General features: G+C 39.4%; 13 protein-coding genes. 10 read left to right on the forward strand and 3 right to left on the reverse strand.

The features are described 5' to 3' along the window. Positions 1 to 138 precede the first annotated feature (138 nt). The 10 genes from LIZ98_RS05730 (at position 139) to LIZ98_RS05775 (ending at position 11,354) form a co-directional block, all read left to right on the forward strand. A complete protein-coding gene (locus tag LIZ98_RS05730) occupies positions 139 to 1,278 on the forward strand; it encodes an IscS subfamily cysteine desulfurase (RefSeq protein ID WP_227139202.1) in 1,140 nt (379 codons plus the stop codon). Positions 1,279 to 1,292: 14 nt separating this feature from the next. Further along, positions 1,293 to 1,826, forward strand: a complete 534-nt coding sequence (locus LIZ98_RS05735; RefSeq protein ID WP_034772826.1) for a transcription repressor NadR — start codon at positions 1,293 to 1,295, stop codon at positions 1,824 to 1,826. A 242-nt stretch (positions 1,827 to 2,068) separates the two neighbouring features. After that, positions 2,069 to 3,331: an Nramp family divalent metal transporter gene (locus LIZ98_RS05740; protein ID WP_095142526.1), complete on the forward strand. Its 1,263-nt coding sequence runs from the start codon at positions 2,069 to 2,071 to the stop codon at positions 3,329 to 3,331. A gap of 302 nt (positions 3,332 to 3,633) precedes the next feature. Then, positions 3,634 to 4,047, forward strand: coding sequence for a DUF4395 domain-containing protein (locus tag LIZ98_RS05745; RefSeq protein ID WP_227139203.1), 414 nt, complete (start codon positions 3,634 to 3,636; stop codon positions 4,045 to 4,047). Positions 4,048 to 4,300: 253 nt separating this feature from the next. Continuing rightward, positions 4,301 to 5,386, forward strand: coding sequence for a YkvI family membrane protein (locus LIZ98_RS05750; RefSeq protein ID WP_227139204.1), 1,086 nt, complete (start codon positions 4,301 to 4,303; stop codon positions 5,384 to 5,386). A 187-nt stretch (positions 5,387 to 5,573) separates the two neighbouring features. Continuing rightward, positions 5,574 to 6,623: a 2,3-butanediol dehydrogenase gene (locus tag LIZ98_RS05755; protein ID WP_227139205.1), complete on the forward strand. Its 1,050-nt coding sequence runs from the start codon at positions 5,574 to 5,576 to the stop codon at positions 6,621 to 6,623. A 318-nt stretch (positions 6,624 to 6,941) separates the two neighbouring features. Next, positions 6,942 to 7,790, forward strand: a complete 849-nt coding sequence (locus LIZ98_RS05760; RefSeq protein WP_227139206.1) for a MurR/RpiR family transcriptional regulator — start codon at positions 6,942 to 6,944, stop codon at positions 7,788 to 7,790. Positions 7,791 to 7,929: 139 nt separating this feature from the next. Then, on the forward strand, positions 7,930 to 8,814 hold the full coding sequence (gene murQ, locus LIZ98_RS05765; RefSeq protein WP_227139207.1) for an N-acetylmuramic acid 6-phosphate etherase: 885 nt from the start codon (positions 7,930 to 7,932) through the stop codon (positions 8,812 to 8,814). Between the two features lie 15 nt (positions 8,815 to 8,829). Then, positions 8,830 to 10,194, forward strand: a complete 1,365-nt coding sequence (locus tag LIZ98_RS05770; RefSeq protein WP_227139208.1) for a PTS transporter subunit EIIC — start codon at positions 8,830 to 8,832, stop codon at positions 10,192 to 10,194. Between the two features lie 86 nt (positions 10,195 to 10,280). Continuing rightward, entirely contained in the window at positions 10,281 to 11,354 is a 1,074-nt protein-coding gene (locus LIZ98_RS05775; protein ID WP_227139209.1) for a DUF871 domain-containing protein, read from the forward strand. A gap of 507 nt (positions 11,355 to 11,861) precedes the next feature. Here the strand turns inward: LIZ98_RS05775 and LIZ98_RS05780 are convergent. The 3 genes from LIZ98_RS05780 to LIZ98_RS05790 all read right to left on the reverse strand — a co-directional run bounded on the left by LIZ98_RS05780 (position 11,862) and on the right by LIZ98_RS05790 (position 16,171). After that, the gene (locus LIZ98_RS05780) at positions 11,862 to 13,511 is read right to left on the reverse strand and encodes a glycerol-3-phosphate dehydrogenase/oxidase (RefSeq protein ID WP_375293569.1); all 1,650 of its coding nucleotides are present in this window, start codon (positions 13,509 to 13,511) and stop codon (positions 11,862 to 11,864) included. Between the two features lie 314 nt (positions 13,512 to 13,825). Next, entirely contained in the window at positions 13,826 to 15,316 is a 1,491-nt protein-coding gene (gene glpK, locus LIZ98_RS05785; protein ID WP_227139210.1) for a glycerol kinase GlpK, read from the reverse strand. Between the two features lie 36 nt (positions 15,317 to 15,352). Further along, entirely contained in the window at positions 15,353 to 16,171 is an 819-nt protein-coding gene (locus tag LIZ98_RS05790; protein ID WP_034772874.1) for an MIP/aquaporin family protein, read from the reverse strand. Positions 16,172 to 16,527: the final 356 nt, after the last annotated feature.

Consider the following 16,527-nt stretch of genomic DNA (forward strand, 5'->3'; position numbering starts at 1 on the left):
ATTTACCATTATAGCAAGCAATTTTTTTCGTGTTTGTCTGAAAAAATTTTCACTTTTATGGATGAGAATTTTCTTTAGTGCCATTAAGGTCTCAAGGTGGCGAAGATAAAAAAAGCGCAACGATAAAGGAGCAAAACGATGATTTATTTAGATTATGCCGCAACAACACCTATGTCTGAAAACGCATTGGATGTTTTTATCCAAGCAAGTAAAAATTTTTACGGAAATGCGAGTAGCCTGCACGATATCGGTTCAACTGCCGCAAACCTGTTAGAAGCAAGTCGCCGGCAGCTGGCAAAACGATTAAACTGTGAGCAAAATGGGATTTATTTTACTAGCGGCGGCTCAGAATCTAGTATTCTCGCCATTTCCTCGCTTATAGAAGCACATAAGGTAAAAGGAAATCACTTAATTACAACAAAATGCGAACATGCATCGATCTACCACCTTTTTCAAAAACTAGGAAAAAATGGATTCGAAGTTACCTACCTGCCTGTCGACGAATACGGTATGGTGTCATTGGATGTTTTAAAACAGGCAATTAAGAAAACAACGATCCTCGCTTCCATTCAGCATGCAAATTCGGAAATCGGTACGGTCCAACCGGTCAAAAAAATTGGAGAAATTTTACATAAAAAGAAAGTTATCTTTCATTGTGATGCTGTACAATCATTTGGAAAACTTTCGATTGACGTGAAAGAGATGAATATTGACAGCTTATCACTTTCCGGACATAAAATTTATGGGCCTAAAGGTGTCGGGGCCGTTTATATCAATCCAAAATTAAAGTGGCACCCGCAACTTCCGGGAACGACCCATGAATCCGGGTTTCGTCCTGGAACCGTGAACGTTCCCGGGATTGCTTCGTTTGTTACAGCCGCCGATGATATTTGCGAAAGTATGGAAAAAGAGGGGAAACGGCTTTCTGCTTTGCGTGAAGAACTAATTAATTATTTAACCGTTTTTCCTGCCGCAAAAATAATGGTAGAAGGAAGTTCTATCAGCCATCTGCCAAACATTTTGGGACTTCGCATCATTGGTATGGAAGGACAGTATGTAATGCTTGAATGTAATCGGTACGGTCTCGCCATTTCTACCGGTAGTGCTTGTTCAGTCGGAATGCAAGCCCCGTCTCGGACAATGAAAGCGATTGGCCGCACTGATGAGGAAGCTATGTCTTTTATTCGGTTATCTCTTGGAAAAAATACAACAAGAGATGATATCATAAGGACAGCAGAAATATTCAAGGAAATCACCAATCGATTTTTTCAGAAGTAGGAGTGAAGACGGGAATGAAAAAAGAAAAAATGCCCACTACAGAAAGACAAGACTTTATTCTTGATTTGTTAAAAAAAGCTACAACTCCGCTAACCGGCAGCGAAATCGCCAAAATGACGAATGTGAGCCGGCAAATTATTGTTCAAGATATTTCTATTTTAAAAGCAAAAAAAGAACCGGTCGTTGCGACGAGCCAAGGCTATATATATCTTCATGAAGAAAAAGGTCAGCAGCTTGAACAAATGACCATCGTTTGTAACCATACGCCGGAAGAAACGGAACAAGAACTGTACATCCTTGTCGACCATGGGGTCTCGGTGAAAGATGTCATCATCGAGCATCCGGTTTACGGCGATTTGACCGCATCGATCCGCGTGAGCAATCGTAAAGAAGTAGATCAATTTATTCAAAAAATTAAAGAAACGAACAGTTCCTATTTATTAACCTTAACCGGCGGCATTCATCTGCATACATTGGAAGCCGACTCGTATGATAAATTGGATGCAGCCTGTCGGGATTTGCAGAAAGCCGGGTTTCTCGTTACATGAAATGAACTCTATTAGTCTTAATTTTAGAAAAAACATATTCAAACTGTCCAAAAGATATAATTTTTCTTTTGGACAATTATTCATTTAAAACCTCTCAGCAACCTTTTTGGGTAAAAAAGTGAGATTTGGGGCACATAAATTACGAATAAACTCATTAAGCAACCGCTTTAAAGGATTCCTGCATAACTGTCCACTCGATGAAATATGTATAAGTATCTAACTTTTATCGGGGAGGGTAAAAAATGAGTAATCTCACTATTCCACCTGGTCACAAAAACTCAAACGCTTCCAAAAAATGGTCAATTATCGGACCGGGTCTTCTTGTTGCGGCTACCGGAGTCGGAGCCGGGGATCTTGTCGCTGCTCTTGTTGCCGGGTCCAACTATGGATTAGTTTTTCTATGGGCGATTGTCCTCGGGGCGTTTATTAAATTTGCCTTAAATGAGGGCGTGGGTCGTTGGCATTTAATCACGGGGAAAACCATTTTGGATGGCTGGCATGCTCTAGGAAAATGGGCTACCGGATACTTTGGTATTTATACGATTATTTGGGGATTTGTTTACGGTGCAGCCGCTTCTTCTTCTTGCGCACTTGCTCTAGCCGCATTATTTCCGTTGCTTCCATTATGGGTTTGGGCCATCATTAGCTCTCTTGTTGGGTTCATCCTCATTTGGTGGGGGAAATTTAGGACATTTGAACATGTGATGAACTGGTTGGTTGGTTTAATGTTTATCACCGTTGTCGGCTCAGCGATTGTCGTTCTTCCTGATTTAGCTGACATCATCGACACGGCCATACCAACTTTACCTGAAGGCTCACTGATTTACGCATTAGGTTTAATCGGCGGTGTCGGCGGTTCAATTACGATGGCTTCATACGGCTATTGGCTGCAAGAAAATAAATGGGACGGTCCTTCCTTTATCAAAGCCGTCCGATTCGACTCAGCCATCGCCTATATTGTTACCGCTATTTTTACCATTTCATTACTTATTCTTGGTGCTGCTTTACTTTATGGAACAGATACTACCATTAGTGGAGAGCAAGGACTTGTTTCTTTCGCATCCATTTTAGGTAATGAATTGAATCCGACTTTTCGGTGGATGTTTTTGCTTGGCTTTTGGTCGGCATCCTTTACTTCGCTATTAGGTGTATGGAATGGGGTTTCCTATTTATTTGCGGATTTTATTCGGATTGTTAAAAAACAAACGATCCCAAAAGAAAAATTAAGTGAGACGAAAGCTTACCGGTTCTATGTACTATGGTTAACCTTTCCGCCAATGTTACTTCACTTTATCGGAAAGCCGGTTGGGTTAATTATTGCCTACGGGGCCTTAGGTGCATTATTTATGCCATTTCTCTCTATTACATTGCTATATTTATTAAATAGTAAAAAATATATTCCGCTAACTGAAGATCGTAATGGGTTGATTTCTAATTTCATCCTGACCATAAGTATTATTCTTTTCGCTGTTTTAGCAGTAAACGAATTGATTAAATTGTTTTAAACGTGCCTTTGACTGGATGACACGGGTAACAGGTAACAATATTTAGGGGAGACTGACTTCCCCTAATTTTTAAAAAAGCGATGATTATTCGTTTAATTTGCCAAGTCGCTACGAGAATAACCCCCCTATTATTAAAAAAACGCAATAAAAATCATTATCATCTGGCGAGTTCCTGATTTTAGGCTAGCTCTCTCTCCAAAGATATAATCTTTTGGAAATGTGATGCTTTTCTAAGACAAAATTCTTTATTCCAACCAAACTACTATGTATAATAAGAATTAATTCTAAAAGGGGGGATTTTCATGGGTATTCCAAAACCATTGGTACAAACAAATCAGGCATTTATTTTTATCTCGGTTCTTTTGGCATTATTCATTCACAAGGCAATCTTAATCATTCCGTTAACTATCGGCATTTATACGCTCATTACAAAACAAAATCCGATTATTTCAATTGGGAAACGATGGTTAAGCAAACCACTAAACGAATATCCGCAAGAAGATAAAGATCAGCAAATTTTTAATCAATGGATTGCGACGATTTGTATCGGGTTATCTACTCTGTTCTTTTACTTCGGTTTAAATGTTTTAGGCTATGTGTTCAGCATTATGGTGCTGGCTGCGTCCGGTATCGCATTAATGGGATTTTGCATCGGTTGTTTTATCCGCTATCGTTACTTGATGTGGAAGCATAAACGGGCAAATGTCCAGTCATAAACTTGGCTGTCTACACCGAAGTATCATTCCGGTGTAGACAGTTTTTTATGCCCAACATTACCAAATTTTCCACCCCAGTACAAACTGCTAATCATATTTTTATGGAAAAATCTCTTCCCATTTTCCCAATTAAATTCACTTCCAATTCCAAACTTATTATGGTAAGAAAATAAATTTAGTTCTATAATGGTCATTAGTAAAATTTTTTTGATATAAAGATTTTCATATCCACACCATGGAATTGGAGGACAACATGAAAAAGGTTTTACAAATGGCCAGTGCATTTATCGGGATTATCATTGGTGCCGGTTTTGCTTCCGGTCAAGAGATATTACAGTACTTTGTCAGCTTTGGATATATGGGAATTGTGGCTGCCATCCTTGCTAGTGCTCTATTTTCTTTTATGGGAATGACATTAACAAGATTAGGAAGCAAAATGCACGCCACTTCACATAGTGATGTTATTTACCAAATCAGCGGTAGATTTCTTGGTAAAATAATCGACTACATTCTTATCTTCGCTTTATTCGGTTTTGGTGTTGTCATGATTGCCGGGAGTGGGTCAACGCTCCATCAGCAATTTGGGTTCACGCCGATAGTCGGAAGCGGCCTTATGCTTATTCTTATCATGCTTTCCGTTATGAGTAATGTCGATCGAATCGTGAAAGTAATTGGGAGCATTACACCATTTTTAATTGTTTCCGTCATCTTTCTATCTATATATAGCTTTGTAACGAAGGATTTAAGTTTTTCGGAGCTACATGAATTATCCATGACACAAAAACCGGCTGTCTCGAACTGGCTTATTTCCACTCTAAACTATGTTTCGATGAATATTGTTCTCGGAGCCTCGATGACGATTGTTATGGGCGGTGATGAAGGGAATGAGAAAACTGCCACACTGGGTGGACTCGTTGGCGGTTTAGGAATCGGTATGTTAATTATTGTAAGTTATTTTACAATCTTTTCCAAAATAAATGTAGTCGGCCAGGTGGATATGCCATTGTTAAAAATAGCCGATGATCTTTCTCCGATTCTCGGTATTATTTATTCGATTATTTTATATGGGATGATTTTCAATACGGCCGTCAGTTTATTCTACTCATTGGGGGCTCGCTTTGCGGATATCGGATCGGCAAAATTTAAGTGGACCATCACTTTATTAGGAATTGCGGCACTCGGACTAAGTTTCGCCGGTTTTACGGATCTTGTCTCCCTGTTTTATCCCATCATCGGTTATATGGGCTTTGTTCTTTTTGTCGTTCTTGCTTTCTCATGGTTCCGAATGTCAGCCGCTTCTGAAATAGATAACAAGATAATTGATAAAAATGCTAGCTAAAATCGACTAATTTTCAAGCATGTTGCACTTATACAGAAAGTTGCACATGCTTTTTTATATGAAAAAAATATAAATTATTTGCGAAATCCATTTTTTTGGATATATTATTAAATTGTTATAGTAGTATAGTTCGTTTTAAACGTGTCTAACTATAAACTTTTTAAATCAAATAATGGGGGTATACATAATGAAAGCAGCCGTTTGGTATGGTAAAAAGGACATACGGATTGAAGAAGTTGCGGAAAAACCTGTAAAAGACAATCAAGTAAAAGTTCGCGTGGCATGGGCAGGTATTTGCGGAAGCGACTTACACGAATATGAAGAAGGACCGGTATTTGTTCCGGTTGAAAAGGAAGACGCTTTAACGGGTGAAAAAGCGCCAATCACGATGGGGCATGAGTTTGCCGGTGTTGTTGAAGAAGTTGGTGCAAATGTAACCAAATATAAAGTTGGTGACCGTGTTGTTATCAACCCGACATTAACCTATGGAAACAAACCGGAAGACCTAGATGTTTATGACGGATTCAGTTTTATTGGATTACATGGAGACGGCGGATTTGCAAAATATGTTAATGTTCCAGAATCGAATGTTTATGCGTTACCGGAAACATTAACGTTACAAGACGGTGCTCTCGTTGAACCAACAGCAGTAGCCGTTCAAGCCGTAAAAGAAGGGAATATGAAATTTGGTGATACAGTTGCGATTTACGGAGCAGGTCCAATCGGTTTATTGACAGTAATTGCCGCAAAAGCAGCCGGGGCAAGCAATATTTTCGTGATGGACTTGTCGGAAACACGACTGGCCAAAGCAAAAGAACTGGGCGCAACCCATATTATTAATTCCGGTCAACAAAACCCGGTTGAGGCCATTAAAGCAGTTGTTCCCGATGGCGTTGATGTATCATTTGAAGTAGCCGGTGTCGCACCAACATTCAAACAAGCGATTGATTCAACAAAAGCACGAGGTACTATGGTTATTGTTTCCATTTTTGCCCGCCCGATTGAATGGCATCCATTGCAATTAACAAATACCGGTGTAAAAATTACATCAGCTATTGCCTATACCCCAACGACTTTCCAACAAACCGTTGACTTAATGGGGACAGGTCAATTGAAACCACAAGGCATCGTCACAAGCGTCATCCAACTTGATGACATCGTGTCAAAAGGCTTCGAAGCACTAACAACTGACAAATCCCAAGCTAAAATTTTAGTAGAGTTAAGCGGGGAGAAATGATTTATTGATTGCATAAACAGTACTCCAGGCAGCACATCTGTCTGGAGTTTTTTCATTGGTGACGCTTTGTAAGTAATTATTGATTTACGGTTAGTTTATTAATCTTCTCTCTTTTTCTGCCGAATATTAGGATACTATTGTTGAACTATTTCTTTTTACTATTGAATTAACTGTCAGACTTTGGCAAAGAGACTCACCCTACCTCAATTAACCTCTTACATATAAAAAAACGTGTATGTTTTCCGGAAAACGTTTATAATCAATTTGTAATTATCAAAGAACCACGACATATAATTTCAATTTAATGAGGTGGAACGAATGAGTTCTTTACTATCCCGTATTGAACAAAATTTAAACAGACTATCGGAAGCGGAAAGAAAAATCGGCGAATATATATTAGAACACCCGGAGCTTGTTCCCAATATGACGACGAAAGATTTATCAAAAAATAGCGGTGTGAGTGAATCAAGTATCGTTCGCTTTTGTAAATCTATTGGGATTGGCAGTTTTAAATCCTTTAAACTGGAGCTGGTTAAAGATATAACATTAACCGGAATGAATTTAACTGATTTTGATATTTTACAAAAGAGAGACGAACCATACGATCTTTTTCAAAAAGTAACATATGTCAATAAAGCTGCGATTGAAGCGACGCCCGCATCGTTAGATCGAAAAGAATTTGAGAAGGCCGTAGATATTTTAAGTCACGCGGATAAACTTATGTTTTATGGTGTCGGAGGGAGCTCAACAGCCGCCATAGATGGATATTATAAATTTACTAAGTTAGGTTACCAATGTACGACGAATCATGATTTTCACTTTCTCCTTTCAGCTATCCCTTATTTGACCGAGAAATCTGTTTTTTTTGCCATTAGTATGTCAGGGAAAACTAAGGATGTATTGGAGTTGTCACGTTTTGCCAAATCGCAGGGAGCAACCGTCATTGCTATTACCAATATAGATAAATCCCCGCTTTATAAAGAAGCCGATATTCGATTATGCACACCGATCGTTGAACAAGATTTCCGAATTGGCAGCATCCCTTCCAGAATGACACAGTTAACAATTATTGACTCACTTTATTTAAGCATTTTTCATTCAAAAGGTGAAAAAGTAATTGACAAATATCACAAAGCTAGAAATGAAGTTATTCGCTTAAGGAGATAATCCAACTCGGTTTATCTCCTCATAAAAATATTCTTTTATTTGAAATTTAATTTCATAATTTGGTTGAATATAATTGACTTTTAATTTCTATAATATATAATAAAAGTGTGAAATAAATTTTAATAAAGTGGGTGACAGAATGCTAGAAAAGTTAACGACAGAATTAAGAAACCCAAATTCATTAGATTTAGATCAAAAATCGATTAGAGAAATATTAGAATTAATGAATCGTGAAGACGCCACAATTCCTTTAGCAATTCGTGAAGTGCTTGATAAAATTGAAATTGTTGTTAATTATGTTGTGCAAGCTTTCCAAAACGGCGGCAGACTCATTTATGCCGGTGCAGGAACGAGTGGACGCTTAGGAATATTAGATGCCTCAGAATGTCCGCCTACTTTTGGCGTTGACAAAAACTTAGTTCAAGGTATTATTGCCGGTGGATTGAAAGCGGTTACGGATGCGATTGAAGGTGCAGAAGACAATGAACAGGCGGGAGGTGAGGACCTAAAGAAAGTTTCCTTAACAAATAAAGACGTTGTTATCGGGATTGCGGCCAGTGGAAGAACCCCTTATGTGATCGGGGCACTGAAACACGCCAAGGAAATCGGTGCCAAAACAGCAAGTATTAGCAATAATGCAAACTCCAAAATTGGAGAAATAGCTGATGTTGCCATTGAAGTAGTTACAGGACCAGAAATCATTACCGGTTCAACAAGATTAAAAGCCGGAACTGCACAGAAGCTTGTTCTTAATATGATTTCCACCACTTCCATGATCAAAATTGGAAAAGTATATGAAAACTTAATGGTCGATGTTCAACCGACAAACAAAAAACTGATTGAACGTTCGAAAAAAATTATCATGGAAGCAACCGGAGTCGACTACGGGACGGCGGAAACTTATTTTGAAAAGGCAAACCATCAAGTAAAAGCAGCCATTGTTATGATTTTACTCAATTGCTCTTATGATGAAGCCAAGCAAAAATTAGAAGGCGCACAAGGCTTTATTAGAAACACAATATAGTTTGGAGGGGAAAGTATGAAAAAGGAAGAGAGACTGGCAAGAGATATTTTGGATCTCATTGGCGGTGGAGAAAACATTAGATCCTTCACCCACTGTATGACAAGAGTTCGTTTAGACATAAAAGATGACTCCAAAGTTAACATGAAACAATTAAAAGAAGTTGATGGCGTCATGGGTGTCATTGAAGATGACACACTGCAAATTGTCGTCGGTCCTGGTACAGTGAATAAAGTCGCCGAACACATCACACAAATAACAGGAATAAAAATGGGTGAAGCCATCGATGAGAATAATGATGATCTTGTAAAACTAAAGAAAGATGATCTGAAAAAGAAAAATAATACGCCGGTGAAAAACTTATTGCGGAAGATTGGAAGTATTTTTATCCCGCTCATCCCGGGGTTGGTTGCTTCCGGTATTATTAACGGAATCGTTGGTCTTGCTAAAAACTCCGGAGTTGATCCAACATTAACTTGGGTACAAATTCTTACTGTTATAGGCGGGAGTATTTTCGGTTATCTTGCCATTGTCGTCGGTTGGAACACGGCAAAAGAATTCGGTGGTACACCGGTATTAGGCGCCATCGCCGGGATTATTACAATGAACCCGGGTTTAGCAGAAATCACATTATTTGGTGAACCTTTAATGCCCGGACGTGGTGGACTGTTCGGTGCCATGTTTGCAGCATGGTTAATGGTCTTTTTTGAAAAGAAATTCAGAAAGTTCATCCCGAATGCGGTTGACATTATCTTCACGCCATTATTAACCGTTTTAACTGTAGGTTTATTAACAATTGCAATTGTTCAACCACTCGCAGGATTTCTTTCTGATGGAATAACACAAGGAATTAACTACATTTTAGATATTGGAGGAGTCGTTGCCGGTGGCCTATTAGCTGGGTTCTTCTTACCACTAGTCATGCTTGGTCTCCACCATGGGCTTACACCAATCCATATGGAATTAATTAATACAGTTGGTGCTACTGCCTTACTTCCAATTTTAGCAATGGCTGGAGCCGGTCAAGTTGGTGCTTCCATCGCTATTTATGTAAAAACAAAAAATAAACGCATTAAAAACGTAATTAAAGGCGGTCTTCCTGTAGGCTTCTTGGGAATCGGCGAACCTTTATTATACGGTGTTACATTGCCGCTTGGCCGTCCATTTGTTACCGCTTGTTTAGGTGCTGCAGTTGGCGGAGCGTTCCAAGCCGTTATGCATACAGCAGCAAGTAGTGTCGGTGTATCCGGGTTAACTTTAATCCCACTTATTGTTGATAATAAATATCTTATTTACTTCTTGGGTCTTTTAATCACATACACTGCCGGATTCTTATTCACTTATTTCTTTGGATATAAAAAAGAAATGGATGATACTTTCTAAGGTTCATTTGAAGGAGGAATGTTTTCCTCCCTTCTTTTTTATAGTAGAGTTTATTTAAATACCTGTTTTTAAGAAAGGAGATCATGATGTTTGGAATATCAGTGTATTTATCCAATCAGTCCCCCAGTGAATTGGAAGTTTATATCGAAAAAATGGACAAGATTGGTTGCAAAAGCATATTTACCTCCCTTCATATACCGGAAGATGACCATAGCCTATATCGGGACCGTCTGAAACATTTGGGAACGTTAGCCAAGAAGTTTGACATGGAGCTTTTTGCAGATGTCTCACCTAAATCCCTTCAATATTTAGGTTTCAATTGGGAGAATGCTAACCAATTAACTGACTGGGGGTTAACTGGGATCCGTGTAGATTATGGTATTTCCGAAGAGGTAATCGCAAAGCTGTCAAACAAAATGAAGATTGCTTTAAATGCAAGTACGTTAACGGAGGACAGCTTAGCAAAACTGAAAAAGCACGGACTTCAAGTTTCATCCGTAGAAGCTTGGCATAACTATTATCCACGCCCAGAGACCGCCTTAGATATCGTGGACTTTTCCTTAAAAAATCAATGGCTGTCATATGAGGGGATCCGTGTCATGGCCTTTATTCCGGGAGACGGCAAGCGCCGCGGTCCTTTGTTTCAAGGACTGCCTACATTAGAAGCACACCGAAATCTAACAACTTTTGCCTCTTATCTTGATTTAAAACAGGTGCCCGGTGTCAATAAAATTATTATCGGTGACCCTTCGATTAATGAAGCTTCTTATGAACAGTTTAAAGCCTATTTTGTGGATGGGATAATTTTACTACGGGCAAAAAGTTATATGAAAGATGAAAAGTTACTTGCACGCTTTAGCTCTGTACAAACAAACCGAGTAGATGTAGCAAGAGATGTTATCCGTTCTGCTGAATCTCGATTAATGGCCTCACCGGGTACAACGGAAATTGCGGCAAGTAACACGATTGAACGTTCACTGGGATCAATTACCATTGATAATTGTCGATATGGTCGCTACCAAGGAGAAATCCAAATTACGAAAAAGGACTTACCCGCTGATGAAAAAGTAAATGTTGTCGGCAGAATTATTGAAGAAGACCGTCCTCTTCTTTTAAATATAAAAGGTGGAGTAAAGTTTAAAATTTTATGGAGTCAATGAAGGGTTTGGATTTTTTTAAATGGTTTTAAGGCCTGATACATGAAAAATATAAAGACGATGAACATTGGAACCAGGACATTCTTGGTCTCTAATTTAACTTTAATTCATGTTCTTTATATAGAGGTTTGTATTAACTACATTAAAGTTCCCAAAGGATTTACATTTGGTATAAGTATGTATATTTTTGGAATCCTTTATAGAAAAACGGTTTCAATGAAAAAACAGGAGCGTTTCATTTGATTTTTAAATCCAATATTATTACTCTCTACACTAGTTGAAGTAACATAAACAGGTTTCGTTTTAGAAAGTATCAAATCATCGTTATTTATAATACTAATAGGAACACTAACTCGTTTAACTGCTTTCCTATGTAATTTAGTTATAAAAATAAAGTAGAATCAATATCATAGGTTGGATGAACGGTCTTTTTTCAAAATCACATTTCCCTTGTTCATCCAACCTTTTGTTCATTAGACCGAAACTTCCTTCCATACAAACTTCAATTCTTTATTTAACAGGGAAGCGAGCTTTTTGAATTTCATCATCTAATTCTTTTCTATATTGTTTCATCTCGTTTTCATCCCATCCATAATGTTGTGCCATCCAGTGGAGAACAGGCTCTTTCCAAGTTTCCACCATGTCAATATGAAAGTATACGGCACCGGTTCTCCGGATAAAGAAATCGACCGGTTTAACCACCATTTCGTGTTCAATGGCATACATAAGACGAGCATATAAGATTCTCGGAAGCGGGCATTCTTTCAATTTTTCATATTGCTGGCCATATGAAAAAACGGTATCGACATTGGAGCCATATAGTCTTGCCAGTTGCTCTCCTTCCTCTTTCGTAAACCCATATGATACTGCTTGATCGGCCGCCTTTGCGATAAACGATCCGAATTTGTAGGAACCACCGATGTCTCCGCCTGAAATTGGCAATGTTTTTGTTCTGCATGATCCAAAATTGCGGCCTTCTTTAGCAAAACGTTTGACAACAAGATCAACAACATTTTCCGCCATTTTTCGGTATCCGGTTAATTTCCCCCCGGCAATTGTAATTAAGCCGCTGTCCGATTCCCAAATTTCATCTTTCCGGGAAATTTCAGATGGGTCTTTTCCTTCCTCATAAATGAGCGGACGAACACCTGCCCAGCTTGATTCAATATCCTCTTCACGAACACCCACATCCGGAAACATAAAATCGATCGCTTTTAACAAATATTCACGATCTTCTTCTGTTATATGCGGCCGTACCGGATCATCACTGTAAAAAGTATCGGTCGTGCCTACATATGCCTTTCCGTCCCGTGGGATGGCAAACACCATTCGACCATCCGGTGTGTCAAAATAAACAGCTTGTTTTAACGGGAATCTTGATTGGTCAATGACAATATGAACTCCTTTCGTCAATTGGAGCCGTTTATTGTTTTTCGAATAATCCTTGTTTCGCACCTCATCAACCCATGGACCGGTGGCATTCACAATTGTTTTCGCTTTGATATGAAATTTTTGCTTTGTTAATACATCTTCACAAACAACCCCGATCATTTTTTTATCCTGATATAGGAATTGAACAGCTTTCGTATAGTTCACAATATGGGCACCTTTTTCCGCCGCTTTCTTCATAACTTCAATGGTCAATCGGGCATCGTCGGTCTGATATTCTACATAATAACCGCCGCCAAGTAAACCCTTTTTTTTCAACAAAGGCTCTTTTTGTAATGTCTCCTCTCGAGATAACATTTTCCGCCTCTCTGATTTTTTCACCCCGGCTAAAAAGTCGTATACCTTTAAACCAAGGGATGTTGACCATTTGCCAAAAGTCCCCTCTTTATAAAAGGGGAGGAGCATCCATTCCGGCGTCGTCACATGCGGTCCGTTTTCGTAAACGATTGCCCGCTCCTTTCCTACTTCGGCAACTAACCCAACTTGAAACTGTTTCAAATAACGCAGACCACCGTGAACCAACTTGGTTGATCGACTCGATGTTCCCGCCGCAAAATCTTGCATCTCAACTAAAGCGACTTTCATACCGCGACTGGCGGCATCCAATGCGATTCCCGCACCGGTAATCCCCCCGCCGATGATCAACAAATCGTATGGATTAGACTTCATTTGTTCGATTATTTTTTCTCTGGAAAAATAGGAAAATGGTATTTGCAAAGTAGTTCCCTCCATATGCACAGTTTTTATAGTAAAAAAGGAGAAACCAAATAACCATTTACCACAAAGGGCAATGTCATTTGGTTTCTCCTCAGCTCATACCGAATATTAACTTACTATTAATATACCATGTTTTGAAAAATATTGTTACATTTTTGCTTGGAAAGTTTTTTAAAATCTGGTTTTCCATCTTGTCCGTTAAGTTTCAGATCATTTTTGCCCGGAAAGTTTTAAACTGTGTCTCTCATCTCGACCATTAAATTCCAGGCCATTGTCACTATATCTTTCTACTTGAAAAATGGCCGGTTTTATTTGAATGCCATCGCTGCATGAACCGCTTTTTTCCAACCTTCATACAGTTTTTCCCGCTCGAAATCTGACATTCCCGGTTCAAATTTTTTATCAATCACCCATTGTTTGGCAATTTCCTCTTGACTTTCCCAGTAACCGACTGCCAAACCGGCCAAATAGGCGGCACCGAGCGCAGTGGTTTCACTGACAATCGGACGTTCTACCGGTACGTTTAAAATATCACTCTGGAACTGCATAAGGAAATTATTTTGAACAGCTCCTCCGTCAACCCGCAATGTTTTCAATGCAATACCGGAATCCTGCTCCATTGCCGATAAGACATCCCTTGTTTGATAAGCAAGCGATTCCAATGTAGCCCGGATAAAATGTTCTTTGGAAGTTCCCCGAGTTAAACCAAATACAGCCCCGCGGACATCACTATCCCAGTAAGGCGTGCCTAGCCCGACAAAGGCAGGGACCATATATACTCCGTCCGTTGAGGAAACACGGGCAGCATAGGCTTCTGAATCTTTTGCTTCTTTAAACATCCGAAGACCGTCCCGCAGCCATTGAATTGCAGAACCGGCGACAAAAATACTCCCTTCAAGCGCATATTCCACTTTTCCATCCAAGCCCCAAGCAATCGTCGTCAGCAACCCGTGTTCCGATTTTACGGCCTTTTCACCGGTGTTCATCAACATGAAGCAACCTGTACCGTACGTATTTTTTGCCATTCCTTCTTGATAGCAGGCCTGCCCGAACAAGGCGGCTTGCTGATCCCCGGCGACCCCCGCAATCGGTACTTGATGTCCAAAGAAGTGATAATCAATTGTATTTGCATAAATCTCCGATGAAGGACGAACTTCCGGCAACATGCTTTTTGGCACACCTAAAATATCCAACAACTCATCGTCCCATTTTAATTCATAAATATTATACATTAATGTCCTCGAAGCATTCGTATAATCGGTCACATGAGCCCTGCCGCCGGATAATTTCCAAATCAACCAAGTATCAATGGTACCGAATAACAACTTTCCTTGTTCAGCCTTTTCCCTTGCTCCTTCAACATGATCCAAAATCCATTTCACTTTTGTTCCGGAAAAATACGCATCAATCAACAACCCTGTTTTTTCCCTAAATAACTGATCATTACCTTGTGCCTTTAACTCTTCACATATTTGTGCTGTTTGCCGGGATTGCCAGACAATCGCATTATATATCGGGTTACCTGTTTCCTTATCCCAAACAACAGCTGTTTCCCGTTGATTGGTGATTCCGATTCCGGCGATTTGTTCCGGTTTTATATTCACTTCAGCCAGCACAGTTGCCATAACGGCTAAAACCGAACCCCATATTTCATTTGCATTGTGCTCAACCCAACCCGGTTGTGGAAAAATTTGTGTAAACTCCTGTTGAGCAACATGAACGATTTCCCCTTTTTTATTAAATAAAATCGCCCTGGTACTCGTCGTTCCTTGATCAATCGCTAAAATGAAGTTCTCCATTCAATTCCCCTCCGTTATAAATATTTTCATTGATTTTTATGCAGAAATAGATTGATTTTCCTCTTCCACCTGATCTTTTGTTGAATAAGATAAAAGGATAATGATAGCTGTAATGGCAAGGGTAATCCATAAAAAGACAGAAACTTCTCCTAAAAATAGTGCTTTATAGGTTAAGCCACCGAGCGCCCCACCCAAAAGCGGACCGACTACCGGAATCCATGCATATCCCCAATCGGAATTTCCTTTTCCGGGGATTGGTAAAATAAAGTGGGCAATTCGCGGGCCCAAGTCCCGTGCCGGATTAATCGCATAACCGGTTGTACCGCCGAGTGCCATACCAATCGCTACAATCAACAATCCGACTGCTAACGGATTTAACCCCTCCGCAAATTTATTGGCTCCAATAAATAATAACCCAAAAATTAAAATAAATGTACCAATAATTTCTGATAATAAGTTTGAAAATGTATGTCTAATCGCCGGAATTGTTGCAAAAACACCGAGTTTTGTCGCTTGGTCCGCCGTTGCTTTAAAATGAGATAAGTAGTGAAAAAAGACAATGGTTGCACCGATAATGGCCCCCAACATTTGGGCTAAAATATACATAGGCACATCTTTCCACGGAAAATCACCGGTTAGTGCAAAGACAAATGTAACGGCCGGATTTAAATGGGCTCCACTATAGTTTCCAACTGCAAAAACACCCATGGTCACCGCAAGCCCCCATGCAAGTGTGATGACCACCCATCCGCCGCCGTTTGCTTTTGACTTGTTTAAGGTCACACCGGCCACAACACCTCCCCCAATAATGATCAAAATCGCCGTTCCAATTAATTCCCCCAAAAATGCCGACATGGACAACCCTTCCTTCCATTTTATTCGTATTTGTCAATAATCATGTGGAAAACTCCCCTATCCCCCATGCATATATTGCAAAAAAGGAGTTGATGCCAAAAGAAAAGACACACAGATAAACCTTTATATAAAAAATAAAGGTAATCCATGTGTCTCCGTTTCTCCTCACGACTATTAACTTATTTACATGATAGCAATGTTTGAAAACGGTGTCAATAATTTATTTTACTTTTTTTGTATGAAAAAAAGGTGATTTTCATTGAGTCGAATTTAGTCGTATTGTCTGTATGAAGGAAAACCGATCGTACAACGTCAATGGTACAACCAACAATCAGAAAAAAATTCAGCAAGAAGTG

It is taken from the genome of Caldibacillus sp. 210928-DFI.2.18, assembly GCF_020554505.1.
GTDB classification, from domain to species: domain Bacteria; phylum Bacillota; class Bacilli; order Bacillales; family Caldibacillaceae; genus Caldifermentibacillus; species Caldifermentibacillus hisashii.

Excerpts from the sequence above, each read along its gene's own strand:
- LIZ98_RS05730 (WP_227139202.1), top strand. The coding sequence starts at position 139 with ATGATTTATTTAGATTATGCCGCAACAACACCTATGTCTGAAAACGCA.
- LIZ98_RS05735 (WP_034772826.1), top strand. The coding sequence starts at position 1,293 with ATGAAAAAAGAAAAAATGCCCACTACAGAAAGACAAGACTTTATTCTT.
- LIZ98_RS05740 (WP_095142526.1), top strand. The coding sequence starts at position 2,069 with ATGAGTAATCTCACTATTCCACCTGGTCACAAAAACTCAAACGCTTCC.
- LIZ98_RS05745 (WP_227139203.1), top strand. The coding sequence starts at position 3,634 with ATGGGTATTCCAAAACCATTGGTACAAACAAATCAGGCATTTATTTTT.
- LIZ98_RS05750 (WP_227139204.1), top strand. The coding sequence starts at position 4,301 with ATGAAAAAGGTTTTACAAATGGCCAGTGCATTTATCGGGATTATCATT.
- LIZ98_RS05755 (WP_227139205.1), top strand. The coding sequence starts at position 5,574 with ATGAAAGCAGCCGTTTGGTATGGTAAAAAGGACATACGGATTGAAGAA.
- LIZ98_RS05760 (WP_227139206.1), top strand. The coding sequence starts at position 6,942 with ATGAGTTCTTTACTATCCCGTATTGAACAAAATTTAAACAGACTATCG.
- murQ (WP_227139207.1), top strand. The coding sequence starts at position 7,930 with ATGCTAGAAAAGTTAACGACAGAATTAAGAAACCCAAATTCATTAGAT.
- LIZ98_RS05770 (WP_227139208.1), top strand. The coding sequence starts at position 8,830 with ATGAAAAAGGAAGAGAGACTGGCAAGAGATATTTTGGATCTCATTGGC.
- LIZ98_RS05775 (WP_227139209.1), top strand. The coding sequence starts at position 10,281 with ATGTTTGGAATATCAGTGTATTTATCCAATCAGTCCCCCAGTGAATTG.
- glpK (WP_227139210.1), bottom strand. The coding sequence starts at position 15,316 with ATGGAGAACTTCATTTTAGCGATTGATCAAGGAACGACGAGTACCAGG.
- LIZ98_RS05790 (WP_034772874.1), bottom strand. The coding sequence starts at position 16,171 with ATGTCGGCATTTTTGGGGGAATTAATTGGAACGGCGATTTTGATCATT.